Genomic DNA, 18,473 nt, shown 5'->3' on the forward strand with positions numbered 1-18,473 from the left:
TCGGGGCATCAGAGCTCACCTCGCAGGCTCACGTCTCGAGCGTAGTAGGCGTACCAGCCGGCGGTCGCGACCATGATCGCGACGCCGACCACCTGAGACGCGGGCTGCATGAAGCCGATCATGACGAAACTGGCGACCGCGCCGAGAGCTGGCACGACCGGATAGCCGGGCACTCGAAAATCGGGGTCGTACCAGTCGGGTTCGTTCCGGCGGAGCGCGATCAGCGCCACGCAGATCAGCCCGTACATGACCAGATGTAGGACGGAGGCGACTTCGGCAAGCAGTTCGACCTGCCCGGTCGCGGTCAGGACGAGAATCGGCCCACCGGCCATCCCCAGCGCGACGTGGGGTGTCCCGTAGCGGAGGTTGATCCGACTCGCGCGCCGCGGCAACAGGGCGTCCTTCGAGACGGCGTAGATGGCTCGGGAGGTGCTGAGCACCGAGGCGTTGGCACTGGACATCGTCGCGAGCAGCCCGCCGAAGACGATCGCGACCGCGCCCGCGGTCCCCAGATAGTGGCGGCCGACCTCGACCATCGCCGTCTCGCCGAACGTCGAGAGTCGCTCGCTTCCGAACGCGCTCGTCGCGACGAAGATGGTCACGACGTAGAGCAGGCCGACGGTCAGCACGGAGCCGACCATCGCCAGCGGCAGGTTCCGGCCGGGATCTTTCATCTCCCCGGCGACGGTCGCCACCTGCGCGAACCCGAGATACGAGGTGAAGACCAGCGCCGCGGTCGTGAACACTGACATCGCGCCGAACGGGGCGAACCGCTCGGGCGTCGCTGGCTCGCCCACGAGGCCGACCGCGTCGAGGCCGCCGTAGCCGAGAAACGCCACGAGGATCGACAGCAGCAGGGCGACGATCCCGTTCTGCAGTTTCGCCGCGTTCTCCGTCCCGGTCACGTTCAGCACGGTGAAACCCGCACCGAACAGCACGGCGACCGGGATGACCAGCCCCTCGCCGACCGCGATACCGAGTTCGGCGAGCGTATCGACCGCGTAGTAGCCGAAGCCGACGAGGTAGAAGGCCGTCGCGAACACCAGGCCGAACCACAGCGAGAGGCCGACGACGGCGCCCGCGAGCGTCCCGAGCGCTCGCGAGATGAAGTAGTAGCCGCCGCCGCTCTTTGGCATCGCCGTCGCGAGTTCGGACGCCGGCAGCGCCACGAGCAGGGCGACGACCGCTCCGATAGCGAACGATCCCGCCGCGGCGGGTCCGGCCCGGCCGACCGCCAGCCCCGGGAAGACGAAAATTCCCGCGCCGATCATCGTCCCGATGCCGATTGCGAGGCCGCCGGTGAGTCCGAGGGTCCGCTCGAGTTCGGCGTCGTCGGTGATCGTCGCCTCGTCGGTCTCGATCGTCGGGTCGGCTCGAGGCGACTCGCCCTCGATGTTCGTCCCCTCGGCCGACGGCGGCTGCCCGCCCATACCGGCGGAATCACGGCCGAACGTATAGATCTCCGTACAGTCTCGGATGACTGTTCGCGGTCCGATACTGTCTCCCGCAAGAAGAGGTACACCGCGTCAGTAGGGGCGTCTCAGAACAGCGGGCCGCCCAGCGGCACGTCCTGTTCGGGTTCGACGAGCACTGGGAACTCCTCCTCGTCGGGCACGCCGACGGTCAGCGCCTCGGATTTGAAGCCGGCGATCCGAACCGAGCCGAGGTTCGTCGCACATAGCACCTGTCGGCCCTCGAGTTCCTCGGGGTCGTAGTGGTGATCGTACTGCGCGGCCGACTGGACCTCGCCGTGTTCCTCGCCGAGGTCGATCCACAGCTTGGTCATCTTCGGCTTGTTCGCCTCGGGAAACGGTTCCGCCTCGAGTACCTCGCCAACGCGGATTTCGACGCCGAACGGACTCTCGACCATGCGAATCGCTATTTCGGCCTCGAGAATGAGTGTTCGGTTTCCGGAACCGCGACTCGCTCGTCACGACGCCCGGCCCGACTTCGCCGGTCGACCGCGCCGCTCTCAGAGATTGCGTCCCGAGAGGGTGTCGCGCCGGCGAGTGAAGTTCCGGAGGAGGCGATCGCCGAACAGGAGGACGAGGACTGCGCCGAGGAAATCGAACGCGAGGTCGAAGAGGGTGTCGCGAACGCTGTACGGAATCAGGACCGGTTCGAGACCGAACCGATCGCTGAGAGCGTGAACGGTGTACTCCATAAGTTCCCAGAGAACGCCGCTACCGACGACGACCGCGAGCACGCGAGGGAGGGGATCGCGGCCGCGGCGGCGCGCGGCGGCGTGGACGGTTCCTCCGAGGAGCGTCGCTGAGAGCGTGTGCGTAACGTGGTCCCACCACCACGTCTCGTCGTACGGACCGAGCATTCCGACGGCGTGAGCGAGCATGGCGATCTCCGTGTACACGCGTTGCCACGGCCGGAATTCGACGTCGTACCGACGCTCGATGACCGCGGGAAGGTAAGCGCCCGCTAGTCCCAGTCCGGCGTTTACGATCGCGCCCGAGTTCGCTCGGCGATAGCCCGCGACGAACACGGCAACGATCGAGCCCCTGATACCGCGCTCGGCCCGCCGCGTCATCGGGGTCCGCGTAGTCTCTCTCACGAGTTCCGGTAGGCCGGTACCGAAGACAAATGTGCTGGTTGCCGAGCGCTAGGCGAGGACCTCGTCGGCCAGCAGCTCGAGGCTCTCATCCCCGTCGTCGGCCGCGTCGGGAACCACGAGCATGACCTCCTCGATGCCGGCGTTGGCGTAGTCCGCGAGTCGGTCGCGGACGTCCTCGGGCGTCCCCGTCGGCGCCGTCTCGACGTACCCCAAGAGGAAGAACTCGCGGGGCTCGGACGGCTCGTCTGGCAAGAACGCGTCGACGAACCGCTCGCGCTTCGCCTCGGCGTCGTCGGTCGTCTCGCCGACGAAGACGAACAGCTCGGCCGATTTGCGGATCTCGTCGTAGCGCGCCTCGCTCTCGCAGTGCTCGCGCAGAACGTCGAGCTTGTCGGCGAATCCCTCGGGCTCGAGCGTGCCGAAGTTCCAGCCGTCGGCGAGTTCGGCGGTGTACCGTAGCGTGAACTCCTCTCCCCCGCCACCGATCCAGATCGGCGGATGGGGCTCTTGGACGGGTTGCGGTTCGCAGAAGGCCTCCTCGAGGTCGACCTCGAGGTGCTCGCCCTCGTGACTGTACGTTTCGTTCGTCCACAGCCCCTGGAGAATCTCGACCGTCTCGGCGAGCCGTCGGAGCCGCTTTGCCGGGGGTTCCCGGAACTCGTAGCCGAAGCGGTCGTACTCGGCTTCGTACCAGCCCCCGCCGAGGCCCAACTCGAGGCGGCCATCGCTGACGCGGTCGACTTGCGCGGCCATCTTCGCCAGCAGCGCAGGGTGGCGGTAGTCCTGACTCGTGACGAGCGTGCCGAGTCGGATTTCGTCGGTGGCTTCCGCGAGGGCACTGAGGGTCGTCCAGCACTCGTGGACTCCCCGCCGCGGGTCACCGATCCACGACTGGAAGTGGTCCTCGAGCCAGACCGCGTCGTAGCCCAGCGACTCGGCCTCGAGGGCGGTATCGCGGACCGTCTCTATCGCGGTGCCGTACTGCGGGAGGACGAGCCCGACGTCGAGGTCGCTCGCGCTCATCGTTCGACCTCGCCGTTCAGCGCCAGCGCCCGCTCGGCGAGCGTCTCCGGATCACTGGCGACGAGTTTCACCATCGCCTCCTTCCCGATCTCGCCGCGGTCAACGACCGCGACCGGCGACTCGTCGCGATCTACGAAGGCCTGCCGAGCGCCCCAGCCCATCGTCGACCCGTCGGTTTCGGCGACCTCGTCGGGCTGTTCGTCGCGGTCGTACTCGGCGACCGACCACTCGAGGGTCTCGAGCGCGTCCTCGACGTCGTCGTCGAACCGACAGTTGACCGCGAACCGGAGGTCGGGGAAGAACTCGCGGGCCGCGAGCAGGAAGCGGGCGACGTGACTCGAGGCGCCGAACCGAACGCCGCGGTTGGGCTGGGCGCCCGAGAGCGTGCGCGTGATCCGGCCCTCGACGGCCGCCGTCTCCGCGACCGATTCGGCGTAGGGGGTCGCGCCGGCGACGTTCATCCCGACTTCGGGGACCAGCGCCGACACGTCCGCGTCGACGAACCGGTCGACGACGGCCTGGACCTCCTCGGCGGTCAGTTCGCGGCTGGCCTCGTTTCGCAGGGAGACCATGTGATTGACCGCGCCGTGGCCCTCGCCGACGTCGTAGTAGTAGCGCACCGCGCGGGCGAGGAACTCCGTCGCCCCCTCGACGGCCGTCTCGAGGGGCTCGCCCGTCGCGAGGCGGGCCGCGATCGCCGACCCCAGCGTACAGCCCGAGCCGTGGGTCGCCTCGGTGCCGACCCGCGGGTGTTCGAACGTCCGGACGCCGTCCTCGGTGACGAGGGTGTCCCGGACCGTCTCGCCGGGGACGTGACCGCCCTTGACCAGCACGGCGTCGACGCCGGTCTCGAGGATCGCCTCGCCGGCCGCCACCGCGCTCTCGCCGTCGGTCACCTCGATATCCGTCAGCACCTCGGCCTCGTCGGCGTTGGGCGTCGCCAACGTGGCTTCCCCGAGCAGGTCCTCGTATGCGCGCTCGGCCTCGGCCTCGAGCAGCCGATCGCCCGAGGTCGCGACCATCACGGGATCGACGAGCAGCGGGAACTCGAACTCGCGGGCGTAGTCGGCGACGGTCTCGATGACCGGTGTCGTCGCGAGCATCCCCGTCTTCGCCGCGCCGACCGCGAAGTCGCCGGTGACGGCCTCGATCTGGGCCTCGATCTCCGCCGTCGGCAGGACGTGCGAGGACTCGACGCCGCGGGTGTGCTGGGCCGTGACGGCCGTGATCGCGGACGTGCCGAAGACGCCGTGGGCGGCCATCGTCGCGAGGTCGGCCTGGATGCCGGCGCCACCGCCGGAGTCGCTGCCGGCGATCGTCAGGGCTACCGGGCGCGAATCGGGTGCTGGCGTTCTCATACGTGGCTCGTATTTTCCGGTTGTACAAAGCGGTCATGGTCGACGATCGTGAGAGTCGACTTTCCCGGCATACCTGAGAGCAGCGAACGGGTGAAAGGAACGGCGCAGAAGAACAGCGAAGTCACGTCCTCGATTCTCGTTCAAGGCAGCAGCTCGTTCCTGAAACCCGGCTATTCGCCCGCTGAATCGGCCAGTTCGGCGTACGCCCGCCACGAGGGGTCGACGCTCGGGTGCGGAAGTCGGTCGCCGTCGACGACGACCTCGCCGTCTCCGTCCGTACCGCTCGGTTCCTCCACCCGGCCGATTTCGGCGACGACGGTGTCCCGGTCCTCGAGCGCCGCGACCACGTCGTCGACACCCTCGGGAGCGACCGCGAGCAGCAACGAGCCGCTGCTGGTCGCGGCCCAGGGATCGATCTCGAGGTGGTCACACACCTCCTGTACTCCGGGACGCATCGGAACGGCGTCTCGATCGACCGAAAACCGAGCGCCGGCGCCGTCGGCCATCTCGTTCAACGCGCCCGCGAGACCGCCCTCGGTGACGTCGTGCATCGCCGTCACCGGCCCCGCGGCGGCCGCTGCGAGGGCGTCCCGGACGCAGTAGACCTCCTCGAGTCGGTCCTGCGCGTCGTCGATCACGTCGCCGGGTAGCGCCGCCTCGAGTTGGTCGGCGAACAACGTACTCAAGAGCCCCACTGACTCCACGGCGGGGCCGGTCGTCAGGAGCAGCCGATCGCCCGGACGGGCGCCGTCGGGTCGGACGATCTCGTCGGGGTCGCCGACGGCCATCGCGGTCGCGGCGCCGACCCACGGGTGGGAGGGGTCCGAGTAGCGGGCGGTGTGGCCCGTCACGACGGCCACGCCGAGGTCGACGCACTCCTCGTGGATCGTCTTCCAGACGGTCGCGAACTCGTCGTCGGTCATCGTCTCGGGGAGGGTAAAACAGATCGAGAGGTGCGACGGCGGGATCCCGCTGACGGCGACGTCCGCGAGCACGAGGTCCAGCGCGAACCGGGCCGCGCGCTCGAGGCCCAACTGGGGCATGATCGAGACGGGGTCGGTCGCGGTCACCAGCGCCTGCCCGCCGATCTCGAGGACGCCGAAGTCGACGCCGTGCTGGGGGCCGACGGCGACGTCGTCGCGGTCCGCGCCGAGGTTCGGCGCGACGTGGCGGTCGAAGAACTGCCGATCGATCTTGCCGAGGTCGCTCACGAGCGAGAGGTCCAACGGAGCCGCCTTAGCGATAGTGGTTTCGGGGCGACACGAGCGCTCGCGGAGAATTCGACACTCACCGACCGAGCACCGGTCGCACAGCGACTACCGCTCGCGGACGCCCTCGAGGAAGAGCGTGGCGATCCAGACGATCGCGAACGCCGCGACTGCTAGCCCGCCAACACCGAGCAGAACGTGGTCGCCGGAGGCGGCCGCACGGAGGAACCAGCCGAGCCCGATCAGCGCGACGACCGCGAGCGAGACGCCGAGCAGCGAGCGGTGGAGCGAGGCGACGAAGCGCTCGGTATCGAACGGAGCGTCTGCCATACGCGGCTATTTAGTCGGACGTGTAACAATTAGTTCGTTACTCGAGTCGCCGCCAGCGGCTCGCCGACTCCAGTTTCGGCAGCGCCGACTCGAGGTCCTGCTCGGCGGCGCCGTAGAAGCGCTCCCGGCCGACGGGCGTCTCGACTCGCATGACGACGGTGTTGGTCGTCACCCGAAAGATCGTCAGCAGCCACGAGCGGCCCGCCCGGGCCCACTCGCTGTGTCGAACGACGTCCTCGCCGTCGACCACGCGCGATCCGAGTTCCCAGCTCAGTCGCGATAAGTGCGGCAGATCGAACGGTACCGCGTCGGGGAGGGAGACGCCCGCGCCGGCCCCGTCCTGAAAGCCATGGGTAGCCATACCACGCGATTCGACACTCGAGCGGAAAAAGACATTCATCCGTGTTCGTTTATAAAAGATCACAGAGGATGGCGGTAGCGACGGGTCGAGCGGGGATGAAACTGGAACGGTGATCACGAACTCGAGCGACCGACGGCGAATTGCTGTCAAGAACGAATACCGGGGCCGGTGGACCGCCGCGTTCGGTTAGTCGCCGGGCGAGGAGCCCGACTCGGGACGGTAGCTCCGGCTGATGACCTTCCAGGAGCCGGTCTCGAACCGGTAGTAGGTGACGACGGCCGGAACGAGCGTCTCGAGGACTAAGGCGGCGTAGAGCGCGCCGATGCCGAGCGGTGTCGCGGCCTCGAGACCCGGCACCGGAACGGCGGCGGCGCCGAGGTAGGCGACGGGGATCGCGAAGACGTACAGCCCCAGCGCCTGCCCGTAGAACGGCCAGTTGGTGTCGCCGCTGGCTCGCAGCGGGCCGGTCGCGCCGCCGCTGATCCCGCGAAAGACGACGCTGACGCAGGCGACGGCGATGAACGTCGTCACCAGCGGGAGGATCGACGGATCGTCCACGAAGACGCGGCCGACCTGCTCGGCGAAGACGAAGACGATCGTCGCGCTGATGAGATAGACGCCGGTGCCGAACCAGAGCACCTCGCGGCCGTAGGTGTCAGCGGAGCGTTCGTCGCCGGTGCCCAGTTCCTGTCCGACGAGGCTGCTCGAGGCCAGCGAGAAGCCCCAGCCGGGGGTGTCCATCAGGTCTCGGACGCGGCGGGCGACGACGTAGGCCGCGAGGACGTTCGGCCCGAACAATGCGACGATCGCGAGCATCGGGAACTGGGCGGCCCGGCGGGCGCCGTTCGTAAAGACCAGCGGCGTACCGATCGAGAGCACGTCGCGGACGTCGGCCCGCGTTACGGGGGGCCACTCGAGGTCGAGCGTGACGGGGAATTCGCCGATAACCGGGAGACGGCCGGTCGTGAAGCCGACGACGAAGGCGGTCAACACGAGGACGTTCGCGACGACCGTCCCGATCGCCGCGCCGACGACGCCCATCTCCAGGACGAAGATCAACACGGCGTTGATCGCGACGTTGACGACGGCGCCGCCGGCCCGGAGCATCATCGGCGTCCACGCGTCGTCGGCGCCGACGAGGGTCCGGCTCCCGATGAGGTTCAGCCCGGCGAACGGGACGCCGAGAGCGAGAACGCGGAGGTAGTCGGTACCGTAGGCGATCGAGGCGGCGTCGTTGCCGACGAGTCCGATCAACCATTCGGGGACCGTCCCGTAGAGGACCCCGAGCGGCAGCATGATCGCGGCGGTGACGAGTGCGCAGGTCGTCACCGCGAGCGAGAGGTCGCGGACGGTTCCGCCGGTGTAGCGCTGGGAGACCAAACTGATCGTGGCGCCGGCGATTCCGCCGCTGATCCCGAAGGCCAGCCCCCAGTAGGGGGTCGCAAGGCCGACGCCCGCGATCGCCGCCGGCCCGAGGGCGATCCCGACCATCGCGACGTCCGCCGCGGACTTCGACATCCGGGCGAGCCCCGTGACGATCCGCGGCCACGCGAGGTCGGTCGTCCGCTCGACGCGCTGGGGAGCGATCACGCCCAGCCGCGCGAGCAGATACCCGACGGAGAGCAGCAGCCAGCGGAGGGGATTCGGGACGGTACGCAAGCGAGAACTCACAACGATGCGTCCGTGACCGAGCACTAAATGACTTCATATGTTGAGGTGTCTCGAGATATCCTCACACATTCAACCAGTAGTATACCATTATCGTTCATTATCGAAATCTCTCGATTCTGACATGCGGCCGCGAAAGCGCCGACCGACGGGACGGTGTTCATCCGATCGCTCGGACGCGGACCGCTCGAGTCGTCGCCGCGTTCGACCGACGTTTTTACCCCCGGGTCGCTAACTGCGGGTATGGAACGCAAGGAGTTTCGCGATCTCGCGACCCCCGAGGAGGCGCGGGCGGCGATCGACTCGCTGTCGCTCGAGGGCGGCCTCGAGCGCGTCTCGCTCGAGAACGCTCGCGGCCGGGTGCTGGCGGCGCGACTCGACGCCGAACTCGACGTGCCGGGGTTCGACCGGGCGAGCCTGGACGGCTACGCGCTCCGGGCCCGAGACACGTTCGGCGCCGACGAGGCCGATCCGGCGCGACTCGCGGTGGTCGGCGAGGTCCACGCCGGCGAGGAACCGGATGTCGCGCTCGAGGAGGGCCAGGCGGTCGAGATCTCGACGGGCGCGGTGATGCCCGACGGCGCGGACGCGATGGTCCCCGTCGAGCGGACCGATATCGACGGGGAAGGCGACGACGTACTGGTCCGAACGTCGGTCGCGCCCGGCGACAACGTCATGTTCGCCGGCGCGGACGTCGCGGCGGGCGAACGGGCGCTCGGCCCCGGGACGCAGATCACCCCCCGCGACATCGGCCTGCTCTCGGCGCTCGGGATCGACGAGATTCCCGTCCGCGCGCCCCCGAAAGTCGGCATCGTCTCGACGGGCGACGAACTCGTCCGACCCGGTGAGGACCTCCACAGCGACCGCGGCGAGATCTACGACGTCAACAGCTACACGATCGCCGCGGGCGTCGAGGACGCCGGCGGCGAGGCGGTGCTCTACCCCCACGCGGGCGACGAACAGGACGAGATGGAACGCATCCTGCGGGAGGCCGCCGAGGAGTGCGACCTCGTGCTCTCCTCGGGGTCGACCAGCGCGAGCGCGGTCGACGTCATCTACCGAGTGATCGAGGAACAGGGCGAACTGCTGCTCCACGGCGTCAGCGTCAAACCCGGGAAGCCGATGCTCGTCGGTCGCCTGCAGGACTCCGCGTACGTCGGGCTCCCCGGCTACCCCGTCTCCGCGATGATGGTCTTTCGCACCTTCGTCGCGCCCGCGATCCGCGAGGCTGCCGGCGTGCCGGAGCCCCGAGCCGCGACCGTCACCGGGGCGATGGCCCGAGAGGAGCGCTACGCGGAGGGCCGAACGCGGCTGATGCCCGTCGGCTTGATCGAGGATTCGAACGGCGAGACGCTCGTCTACCCCGTCGACAAGGGCAGCGGTGCGACGACCAGCCTCGCCGAGGCCGACGGCGTCGTCGAGGTCGGCCCCGAGACCGACTACCTCGAGGAAGGCGAGTCCGTCACCGTCCGCCTGTTCTCGCCGGACGTCCGGCCGCCCACGCTGCTGGGCGTCGGCGAGGACGATCCGACGCTCAACGGGTTGCTCGACGGCCTCGAGAACCCGCGCTACCTCTCGGTGGGCACCCGTCCCGGACTGCGACGGCTCCGCGAGGGCGTGCCGGACGTCGCGGTCGCGGCGGGGCCGCTCGATCGGACCGTCGACGCCGAGGAACTCGGCCGCTGGAGCCGCGAGTGGGGACTGGTCACGCAGGCCGGCAACCCGAAGGAAGTGGAGGACCTGGCCGACCTGGTCGAGCGCGACCTGCGCTTCGTCAACCGGACGAGCGACTCGGGCCTGCGCTCGAGCCTCGAGGCGGCCCTATCGGACCTCGCAACTGACCGCGACGCGAGCGCCCGCGACCTCCGCGAGGCCATCGACGGCTTCGACCTGGGCCTTCGGGCCCACGAGAGCCCCGCCCGCAAGGTCATCGCGGGCGAGGCCGACGTCGCCCTCGGACTGCGCGAGACCGCCGACCGGCTCGATCTGGGCTTCGTCCCCGTCGGCGAGCAGTCGGTTCGCGTCCTCGCGAACCCCGATCGGACGGGCAAGGAGAGCGTGCGGGAACTCGCCGCCGCCCTCGAGGGCGAGTTCGGGACCGAGTCCGACGAGTAACGGGGTCTCGGATCCGCCGCCCGAGGACGAGCCGCGATAGTCGATCGTCCCCGGCGGTATCAGCGAGAGCGACAGTCAGCTCCGTCTGAACAGCGCTTTTTACTCCAGTAGGGTGTACGAGTGGTAATGTCCACGATCGCCGAGTTCCGCCTTCCGGCTGCGGAGACGACACTGGGGGTCGCCCTCGAGCACGTTCCCGACGCCACGTTCGAACTCGAGTCCTCGGTGTCGAAGACGCGACCGTCCCTCTGGCTCTCCGACGTCGACCGCGAGCGGGCCGAGGCCGCCTTCGAGGCGGACCCATCGGTCGCGGGCCACGAACTCCTCGTCGAGACCGAGTCCCGGCTGCTGTACGACGTGACCTTCGTGGACGAGACGGTGCGGCTCAGCGACGAACTGCTCGCCGAGGGCGGCTCCCTGCTGGAGATGTGGGGCACCGACGGCTGGTGGCAGGTACGGGTCCGGTTTCGCGACCGCGACGCCCTCGTCGACGCCTACGACCGCCTCGAGGAGGCGGGTATCTCCGCCGACCTGCGCCGGGTCAGCGACGTCAACGGCGTCGCGGACGACGAGACGCAGCTCACCCCCCAACAGCAGGAGGCCCTCGAGGCCGCCCTCGAGCACGGCTACTTCGAGATTCCCCGCGGCATCTCGATGGAGGAACTGGCCGACGAACTGGGGATCTCCCATCAGGCGCTGTCCGAGCGGTTCCGCCGGGCCTACGAGACGCTGGTCGACGACGAACTCCAGCCGGCGAGTAACCGATCGGACCTCGAGTGACGCGAGCGGTCGTCGATTTCCCGCTCGCCGGACGCGACTGCGGGCGGCGACGAATGCATGGCTAAGGGTTACGCCCTCGAACGACGACGATGCCGTACATGCTCGAATTCTACCAAGCGGAGGGCTGTCCCCACAGCGCCGAGGTCCGAGAAACGCTCACCGATCTCGGCCTCTCGTACGTGATCCACAACCCTCGACGGCCCGGATCGGAGGGCGGCGACACGCTCAACGAACTGACTCAGCAGGCGATGGTCGACATCGGCGGCGAGGACGCGATTCCGTTTCTCGTCGACACCGACCGCGGCGAGACGCGCTACGAAAGCGAGGAGATCGTCGACTACCTCGAGACGCACTACGAGTGACGGCCGGGTGCGTCTCTATCGATCGTCTCGAGCACGCTGGCAGCGAATCGGGCTGTATGCACAGCTGACGAAGGGTAGTCGACGTATTCAGAACCCGCCATAGCAGCCGCTCTCGAGTGTTGAAGTGACGGGGTAGGTCAAGGCAGGTGAACCCACGTGGAGACCACGCGGGCTGAAAGGTGACTGCTGACCGTGCCGTCTACCCTCCCTTTCGCCTCTCGTCATAAAACACCACCGGTATGCGACTCCGATAGGGCCGAACTGATGACCGACGAACCGAGCGGTCGCCGCCACATCGGCCCGGTCCGCGGAAAATCCGAGTCGAAAGTCAGTCGCTCGAGGGGACCAGATCGTCGACGAAGATCTCGGCGGGGACGTCGGGCAACTGCGGGGGGATGACGCCGTCGCTCGAGTCGACGGCGTGGCCGGTCTCGACGTGGTGGTCGATCGCCGCACGCGATCGAGCCCGGGCGGACGGTTCGTCGGTCGCGCTCGCATGCCAGTCGCAGTGCAGACAGTACTTCATTCGTCTCTATCGCTATCTGCGACCACGCTCCTGAAGCTTTTTCGGTGTTCGGGAACCGCGAGTCGATCAGAACAGTTCGTCGAACGACTCGACGCGGTAGTCGCCGCGGACGCACCGACCGCGGCGCTCGTGGCCGACGCGCTCGACGTGGATCGCGTCGAGGCCGGCGTTCCAGGCCGCGCCGACGTCGCCGGCGCCGTCGCCAGCGAGGACGCCCGCGTGACCGTTCTCGCCGACGCCGAGGTCGTCCATCACGCGGTAGACGGGGTTCGGGTCGGGTTTCCACCCCGTCTCGGGCGTACAACAGAGGCGGGCGTCGAACCAGTCGCGAATGCCGAGGCGGTCGAGCACCGGCTCGCAGAGGAACTCCTGGCAGTGGGTCACTAGCCCCACGGGTTCCTCGAGGTCGGCGACGAACGCGGCGTCGTCGTGGAGATACGTCTGTTCGGCCCGCACCATCGGATCCTCCTCGTCGTGGAAGACGGTCCAGAACTCGTCGGGATCGATGCCCCACTGTCGGAGCTGTCGGTCTCGAGAGCCGGTCAGCCCGCTCCAGAGGATGTCGGCCTCCCGGTCGGTGAATTTGTACTCGAGTCGTTCACCGACCCGGTCGAACACGTCCCGGGTGTAGGACCACTCGACGTCGACGAGCGTGCCGTCGAGGTCGAGCAGCCAGAAGTCGTACTCGCCGTCCATCGGACACTGTGGTACGAGCGTCTCGAGTAAAGATGTATCGCCCCTTCGCAGCCGAGCACGGCGGCCCGTCGCGACCGGTAGTGGGACCCGGGCACAAATATCACACTCAGTAGCGGTAAATCGCACGGCCGTCGAGAGAGGCACTATCCACAATATATAACCGAGTGGTACCAGTCAATTATACTATGACGAAGAACGACGATAGTAGTCGAAACGGGACAGAGACTCCGACGGACGCGGTCGACGGCGGCGGATCCGATCTCGACGAATTCCTGCGGTTGCTGGGCGAACGGCGGCGGCGCTACGCGCTGTACGTGATGCGCGAACGGAACGTCGAGGAACTGTCTGTCCTCGCGAGACGGATCGCCGCGGAACTGGCCGGGGCGACTCCCGACGCCGTCGACGAGACACACCGGAAAGAGGTCGAAACGATGCTCGTCCACGCCGACGTCCCGGCGCTGGCGGCCGCGGGCATCGTCTCGTACGATCGGCGAACCGAAACGCTGCGTCTCGAGCACCTCCCGGAACCGCTCGAAGCGGTACTCGAGGCGTGTGCGACGCCCGACGGTGTAGACTCGTTGACAGGAGAGGGCGCGGACGGGGCGCCGACCGATCAGGGCTGAAACGAGCCGTCGCGGTGCTCGCGACCGAACCCGATGCGGTTCGGCGCTACTCGTCCTCGGTATCCGTCACTCGGATGCTCGAGCCGAGATACTTCGAGAGCACCTCCGACACGTTGTCGGCGTTAAAGAGGTCGAGGTCGTCGGCGATCGCGTCCTTCAGCGCCGCAAAGTACCCCTCGTCGACCTGTAGCTCGCGAAACGAGACGGACTCGACGGGTTCGCCGAGCCACTCCTCGGCGAGTCGGCGGCCGTAGTCGGCGTCGCCCACCTCGCCGCGCCACAGCGCATCGCGGAAGAAGAGCCAGCCCTCCTCGCCCGGCTCCGGGGCCTCGCGAAAGACGGTGACGGTCGTCTCGGTCGTCGACGGCTCGAGGCGGACCCCGGGCTCGTCGGCCTCGAGGCGGAGTTCGGCGCGGAAGACGTACCGGGCGTCCATCCTCAGGCGTCGCGCTCGGACTCGATCAGTTCGGCCATCTCGATGTCCTGGTCCGTGATCCCGCCCTCCTCGTGGGAGGTCAGGCGGATCTCGACTTCCTCGTAGCGGATGACGATCTCGGGATGGTGGAACTGCGCCTCGGCGATCTCGCCGACCATCTGGGCGAAGTTGACGCCGCGGAGGTAGTCGTCGAACTCGTAGGAACGAACGATCTCGTCGCCCTCGCGGGTCCACTCGTCGGGCAGTTGCGCGTCGATCTCGTCGTCGGAAAGTAGGTCGGCCATAGTCGCTCGAACGGAAGCCAATCAGATAACGATTGTGCCACGGCGTATTCGCCGCGACGGGTCTCGAGACCCCCTCGAGCGGATCAAATCGAGATGCAGCGGCCACGATGACAATAGTCGCGTCATACGACAACGTACATTACAAGCCGAATCGATAGCCGGAGCCGAGGCCGCGGACGATCGTGGCGCCGACAAGGACTTATCCACGAACGGAGTACGTGCTGGCAGTGTAATGTGTGACCGGTCAGGCGACTGTGCGAACGACGAGACGTGCCAACTCGTTCTCAAAAACGAACACACCGGGATCGAGACGACCGAGTACTACTGCAAGGCACACCTCGTCCTCAGAATATGGGAAGTCGAAGCCGACGACGCCCTCGATATCGTCGACGCGACGAAGCTCTGGCACTGACCGTTAGTCGTCGTCGGTCGCCTCGAGCGGCGAGGCGGTGCCGGTGACGGGTGGGGCGACCGGGCCGTCGTCGCCGGCGAAATCGGGATCGAACAGCTGAAGGGCGGTGTTGATCGTGCTCCAGTCGTCTTCGGCCGCCGCCTCGCGGAGGCTCTTGGTCGGTGGCGCGAGCAACTGGTTGACCAGCGCGTCGGCCATCGCCTCGACGACCTCTCGCTGTTCCGCGGTGAACTCTTCGCCCTCGAGTCGCGACAGGGCCGTCTCGAGTTCGCGCTCTTTCATGCGCTCGGCGGACTCGTACATCGCGGCGATCACTTGGTCGGCGCGGGCACGTTTGTACTGGTCACAGAGCAGGTCGAACTCGCGGTCGACCATCGATTCGACCTCACTGGCCGCGTCCGCGCGCTGTTCGCGGGTCTCCTCGGTGATCGATTCGAGGTCGTCCAGGTCGTAGACGGCGACGGTCGAGAGTTCGCCGGCAGCCGGCTCGACGTCACGGGGCTGTCCGAGGTCGACGACGACCCGGTCCGTCCCGGCCTCGGCGTCGGCGCCGCCGTCGGTTGCGAGGTGGTCCGGCTCGAGGATCGGCTCCTCGCTGCCGGTCGCGGTGACGACGACGTCGGCGTCGCCGGCGACGGCGGAAAGCGCCTCCAGCGGGACTGCCTCGGCGTCGACGTCGAGTTCGGCCGCGAGGTGTTCGGCGTGGGCGACCGTCCGGTTCGCGACGACCACTTCGTCGACCCCGGTGTCGGCGAGGCTACGAGCCGCGAGCCGACTCATTTCGCCGGCGCCGACGACGAGCGCGGTCGTTCCATCGATATCGATTTCGCGGCCGGCGAGTTTCGTCGCCGCTGACCCCAGCGAGACGACGCCCTCGTTGATCTCGGTCTCGGTGCGCGCCCGCTCGCCGACGTGGATCGCCTTCGTCACGGCGGTCTCGAGCATCTCGCCGATGCCACCGATGGTCCGGGCGTCCTCGTAGGCGGTCCGAACCTGTCCGAGAATCTGATCCTCGCCGAGGACGACCGACTCGAGGCCGGCCGCGACCGACAGCAGGTGGTGTAAGCTCCCGTCGTGGTCGCTGACGACGACCGCGTCGTCGTCGACCGCCGCGAAGAACTCCTCGAGTGCGGCTCGCCCGACGGAGGCGTCGGTGCCGACGACGTAGGCCTCGACGCGGTTACAGGTCGAGAGCACGTACGCCTCCTCGATCTCCGGCACCGAACACAAGTCGGCGACGGCGTCGCGCTGGCTCTCGGGACTCGCGTCCGCGAGGTCGTCGACGCTGCCGCTCTCGTGTGTTACGCGCGCAGCCGTGACGACTCCGGCCGAGATCATGGTCGATCACTCCCAGTATATAGCTCTTCGCCCAGCACGTCCTCAATCACTTGACGATAGTTGGAAGTACCGGTACGTAAAGCTGTCCAAAGGTCCGGAGAATTGACGACGTCGGTGACGATCTCCCGCCGTCGCTCGGGCGAGATATCGTGGGATTTCAGTTCCGTGCGCAACGCGGCACAGACCCGCGCCATCTCCCCCGCGCCGGCGAGCGTCTCCTCGAGGTCCTGTCGGAGATACTTGCTCAACGCGGGCGCGGTGCCGCCGGTCGCGATCGAGACGACGACGGGATCCTCGCGCACGGTCGCGGGGACGACGACGCTGCCGACGTCGCGCTCGCCCGATCGATCGGCGCGGTTGACCAGCGCGCCGCGCGCTCGGGCCGCCTCCGCGACGGCCTCGTTGAGCGCCGCGTCGTCGGTCGCGGCGACGACCAGCGCGGGGTCGGTCCGCTCGAGCCAGTCGTCGATGTCGGCCGGGTTAGGTGCGGCCCGGATCAGTTCGGCCGAGCCGAAGTCCCGATCGGCGAACGCGGGACTGACGACGACCACGTCGGCCTCGCGGGCGAACCGTCGGGCCTTCCGCGAGCCGACCCGACCGCCGCCGAAGACGAGCACCGTGGCGCCCGTGAAATCGTGCAGGAGTGGGATCATTCTGGTATCGAGCGCTCGTTCGTCATCCGTTACTCGGCCTCCGTGTTCGCATCGGCACGCTCGTCCAAACGAATACCCGTTTTCTTCAATATCTGTGTGGAGTGCAAGGTATCCCAGTCGTCGGCAGTTACGTCCCAGTAGTCGTCCATCCGTTCCCGAACCTGTTCGATTCGCCGCCGGCTCTCGTCCTCGCTGCGGCCGTGGGTCATCGCGAAGAAGTTGTACGGCCAGACCTCCTCGTGGCGCGGGCGCTCGTAACAGTGGGTGACGAAGGGGAGGGCGGCGATCTCGGGACCGACCTCCGCGACTCTGTCGTCGGGCACGTTCCAGACCGTCATCCCGTTCTCCGTGTAGCCCAGCGCGTAGTGGTTCGGCACGACGCCGATCCGGCGGATCTTCCCCTCCCGTTCGAACCGTTTGATCGTCTCGAGGACCCACTCGGTCTCTCGACCGATCGCGTCGGCGACGTCGGCGTACGGCGTCTTGGTGAGGGGGAGCCCGTTCTGGACCTCGAGGAGCAGGTCGCGTTCGGCCGGCGAGAGCGTCTCGCTGTCGACCGGAGTCACGTCGGGGCCCAGCTCGGTGCAGTCGATTCCGGCGCGCTCGACGTCGCCGTCGCCGTCCAGCGGGCCGTCGACGTAGAACTTCGCCTCGACGCGGAACTCCCGCTGTTTGGGCAGGTTGTACGTTTCCTGTCCGGTCTCGGCCTCGATCGCCGCGAGGACTTCTTCGACGCGATCCCCGTCAGCCACCGAGACGACGAACCACACGTTGAGATGGGGGTGTTCGCGCTCGTAGTTGTGGGCGACCTCGCGGTGGGCGTTGACCTGCTCGACGATCTCGTCGAACCGATCCTCGGGGGCGTGCATGGCGACCAGCGTCGCCGCGCCGCCGATCTCCTGGGCGTTGACGAGCGGGCCGAACCGGGAGAGGACGCCGCGCTCGTCCAACTCGCGGATCGTCTCGAGCAATCCGTCCGCCGTGATGTCGACCCCGCGGTCGCGCATGGCGGCTGCGGCCGGTTCGAACGGCCGTTCAGTGACCGGGAATCCGCCCTGAAAAGCGTTGACGACCGCCCGCTCGCGCTCCGTGAGGTCGACGTCAGTGGTCATACGCGGCACTCCGGACTACCGAACTATAAGGAACTCGGAGACGTGCTCCTCGGGACGACTCGGACCCGCTCGAGGGTCCCGTACGGAGGCGACAGCTGTCCGAAAATCGCCGCGTCGGCTCGGTCCCCTACTCGTCGCCTCGGACGCCGGTGACCTCGTGGCCGAGCTCGCGGATATCCTCGAGAATGGCCTCGTGGTCCGCCGTCGCCCGGTAGTAGATGACGATGTCGAAGCTCCCATCCCGAAGCAGTTGCTGACACTCCCAGACGAACTCCTCGTCGTCCAGGGTCAGCCCTTGGTGTTGGTTCGAGGAGAAATCGGGGTCGTCGTTCCCCGAGTAGACGTAGCAGTCCTCGGGATCGTACTCCGAGCGCTCGGCGATGATATCGCCGACGTCGAGGGTCGCCTGCATCATCTGGACGTCTGCCTGACCGTCGTAGTCGGTGTGAACGATCGCCCCGTTGAGATCGATCTCGCCGGGCTCGAGCAGTGCCTTGGTTCGCTGGTAGAGGTCGTCGTCGATCGCGTCTGCCATTGTCAGAACTGAACGGGGCCGAACGGATAGCGGTCACGATTTTCTCGAGGAGCTTGCGTTCTCATGCTGCTAGATGCCACACAAGAC

22 protein-coding genes are annotated in these 18,473 nt (G+C 67.8%); 5 read left to right on the forward strand and 17 right to left on the reverse strand.

Going from position 1 to position 18,473, the window contains the following annotated elements; genetic code table 11:
- Positions 1-8 precede the first annotated feature (8 nt).
- The 9 genes from HTUR_RS15905 to HTUR_RS15945 all read right to left on the reverse strand — a co-directional run bounded on the left by HTUR_RS15905 (position 9) and on the right by HTUR_RS15945 (position 8,517).
- Positions 9-1,430 (reverse strand): APC family permease, encoded by a 1,422-nt coding sequence (locus HTUR_RS15905; RefSeq protein WP_012944351.1) that lies wholly within the window; start codon positions 1,428-1,430, stop codon positions 9-11.
- A gap of 110 nt (positions 1,431-1,540) precedes the next feature.
- The gene (locus HTUR_RS15910) at positions 1,541-1,870 is read right to left on the reverse strand and encodes a hypothetical protein (RefSeq protein WP_012944352.1); all 330 of its coding nucleotides are present in this window, start codon (positions 1,868-1,870) and stop codon (positions 1,541-1,543) included.
- A 102-nt stretch (positions 1,871-1,972) separates the two neighbouring features.
- Positions 1,973-2,542, reverse strand: coding sequence for a hypothetical protein (locus HTUR_RS15915; RefSeq protein ID WP_012944353.1), 570 nt, complete (start codon positions 2,540-2,542; stop codon positions 1,973-1,975).
- Positions 2,543-2,614: 72 nt separating this feature from the next.
- Positions 2,615-3,589: a TIGR03560 family F420-dependent LLM class oxidoreductase gene (locus tag HTUR_RS15920; RefSeq protein ID WP_012944354.1), complete on the reverse strand. Its 975-nt coding sequence runs from the start codon at positions 3,587-3,589 to the stop codon at positions 2,615-2,617.
- Entirely contained in the window at positions 3,586-4,947 is a 1,362-nt protein-coding gene (gene thiD / locus HTUR_RS15925; RefSeq protein WP_012944355.1) for a bifunctional hydroxymethylpyrimidine kinase/phosphomethylpyrimidine kinase, read from the reverse strand. Before thiD ends, HTUR_RS15920 begins: the two co-directional genes overlap by 4 nt.
- A gap of 170 nt (positions 4,948-5,117) precedes the next feature.
- Positions 5,118-6,158: an AIR synthase family protein gene (locus HTUR_RS15930; protein ID WP_012944356.1), complete on the reverse strand. Its 1,041-nt coding sequence runs from the start codon at positions 6,156-6,158 to the stop codon at positions 5,118-5,120.
- 105 nt (positions 6,159-6,263) lie between these two features.
- Positions 6,264-6,485, reverse strand: a complete 222-nt coding sequence (locus HTUR_RS15935) for a hypothetical protein (protein ID WP_012944357.1) — start codon at positions 6,483-6,485, stop codon at positions 6,264-6,266.
- Positions 6,486-6,522: 37 nt separating this feature from the next.
- Positions 6,523-6,846 (reverse strand): hypothetical protein, encoded by a 324-nt coding sequence (locus tag HTUR_RS15940; protein WP_012944358.1) that lies wholly within the window; start codon positions 6,844-6,846, stop codon positions 6,523-6,525.
- 186 nt (positions 6,847-7,032) lie between these two features.
- Positions 7,033-8,517, reverse strand: coding sequence for an MATE family efflux transporter (locus HTUR_RS15945; protein ID WP_049941770.1), 1,485 nt, complete (start codon positions 8,515-8,517; stop codon positions 7,033-7,035).
- Between the two features lie 240 nt (positions 8,518-8,757).
- Here HTUR_RS15945 and HTUR_RS15950 point away from each other — a divergent pair, with 240 nt between their 5' ends.
- From HTUR_RS15950 to HTUR_RS15960, 3 genes are all read left to right on the forward strand, one after another.
- Positions 8,758-10,629 carry a molybdopterin biosynthesis protein gene (locus HTUR_RS15950; RefSeq protein ID WP_012944360.1) on the forward strand — a complete coding sequence of 624 codons (1,872 nt, stop codon included), beginning with the start codon at positions 8,758-8,760 and terminating at the stop codon, positions 10,627-10,629.
- Between the two features lie 126 nt (positions 10,630-10,755).
- Positions 10,756-11,409: a helix-turn-helix domain-containing protein gene (locus HTUR_RS15955; RefSeq protein WP_012944361.1), complete on the forward strand. Its 654-nt coding sequence runs from the start codon at positions 10,756-10,758 to the stop codon at positions 11,407-11,409.
- Between the two features lie 98 nt (positions 11,410-11,507).
- Positions 11,508-11,771, forward strand: a complete 264-nt coding sequence (locus HTUR_RS15960) for a glutathione S-transferase N-terminal domain-containing protein (protein WP_049941918.1) — start codon at positions 11,508-11,510, stop codon at positions 11,769-11,771.
- Positions 11,772-12,099: 328 nt separating this feature from the next.
- On the opposite strand, the gene HTUR_RS15965 is transcribed toward HTUR_RS15960, so the two are convergent.
- Complete coding sequence (locus HTUR_RS15965) at positions 12,100-12,297, reverse strand: hypothetical protein (RefSeq protein ID WP_012944363.1); 198 nt, start codon at positions 12,295-12,297, stop codon at positions 12,100-12,102.
- A gap of 66 nt (positions 12,298-12,363) precedes the next feature.
- Complete coding sequence (locus HTUR_RS15970) at positions 12,364-12,993, reverse strand: HAD family hydrolase (protein ID WP_012944364.1); 630 nt, start codon at positions 12,991-12,993, stop codon at positions 12,364-12,366.
- A gap of 185 nt (positions 12,994-13,178) precedes the next feature.
- On the opposite strand from HTUR_RS15970, the gene HTUR_RS15975 reads away from it, so the two are divergent.
- Positions 13,179-13,616 carry a DUF7344 domain-containing protein gene (locus tag HTUR_RS15975; RefSeq protein WP_012944365.1) on the forward strand — a complete coding sequence of 146 codons (438 nt, stop codon included), beginning with the start codon at positions 13,179-13,181 and terminating at the stop codon, positions 13,614-13,616.
- Positions 13,617-13,662: 46 nt separating this feature from the next.
- On the opposite strand, the gene lwrS is transcribed toward HTUR_RS15975, so the two are convergent.
- Together lwrS and HTUR_RS15985 are read right to left on the reverse strand one after the other, a co-directional pair.
- Positions 13,663-14,052: an LWR-salt protein gene (gene lwrS / locus HTUR_RS15980; RefSeq protein ID WP_012944366.1), complete on the reverse strand. Its 390-nt coding sequence runs from the start codon at positions 14,050-14,052 to the stop codon at positions 13,663-13,665.
- A 2-nt stretch (positions 14,053-14,054) separates the two neighbouring features.
- Positions 14,055-14,336 carry a 4a-hydroxytetrahydrobiopterin dehydratase gene (locus HTUR_RS15985; RefSeq protein WP_012944367.1) on the reverse strand — a complete coding sequence of 94 codons (282 nt, stop codon included), beginning with the start codon at positions 14,334-14,336 and terminating at the stop codon, positions 14,055-14,057.
- Between the two features lie 232 nt (positions 14,337-14,568).
- Here HTUR_RS15985 and HTUR_RS15990 point away from each other — a divergent pair, with 232 nt between their 5' ends.
- Complete coding sequence (locus tag HTUR_RS15990; RefSeq protein WP_008893856.1) at positions 14,569-14,748, forward strand: hypothetical protein; 180 nt, start codon at positions 14,569-14,571, stop codon at positions 14,746-14,748.
- Positions 14,749-14,751: 3 nt separating this feature from the next.
- Here the strand turns inward: HTUR_RS15990 and hemA are convergent, their stop codons facing one another.
- The 4 genes from hemA to HTUR_RS16010 form a co-directional block, all read right to left on the reverse strand.
- Complete coding sequence (hemA, locus tag HTUR_RS15995) at positions 14,752-16,086, reverse strand: glutamyl-tRNA reductase (protein ID WP_012944368.1); 1,335 nt, start codon at positions 16,084-16,086, stop codon at positions 14,752-14,754.
- Entirely contained in the window at positions 16,083-16,739 is a 657-nt protein-coding gene (locus HTUR_RS16000) for a precorrin-2 dehydrogenase/sirohydrochlorin ferrochelatase family protein (RefSeq protein WP_012944369.1), read from the reverse strand. Before HTUR_RS16000 ends, hemA begins: the two co-directional genes overlap by 4 nt.
- Positions 16,740-16,768: 29 nt before the next feature.
- Complete coding sequence (ahbB, locus tag HTUR_RS16005; RefSeq protein ID WP_012944370.1) at positions 16,769-17,851, reverse strand: siroheme decarboxylase subunit beta; 1,083 nt, start codon at positions 17,849-17,851, stop codon at positions 16,769-16,771.
- A gap of 127 nt (positions 17,852-17,978) precedes the next feature.
- Positions 17,979-18,386 (reverse strand): DUF5778 family protein, encoded by a 408-nt coding sequence (locus tag HTUR_RS16010; RefSeq protein ID WP_012944371.1) that lies wholly within the window; start codon positions 18,384-18,386, stop codon positions 17,979-17,981.
- Positions 18,387-18,473 lie beyond the last annotated feature (87 nt).

Origin of the sequence: Haloterrigena turkmenica DSM 5511, from assembly GCF_000025325.1 — an archaeon.
GTDB lineage: Archaea > Halobacteriota > Halobacteria > Halobacteriales > Natrialbaceae > Haloterrigena > Haloterrigena turkmenica.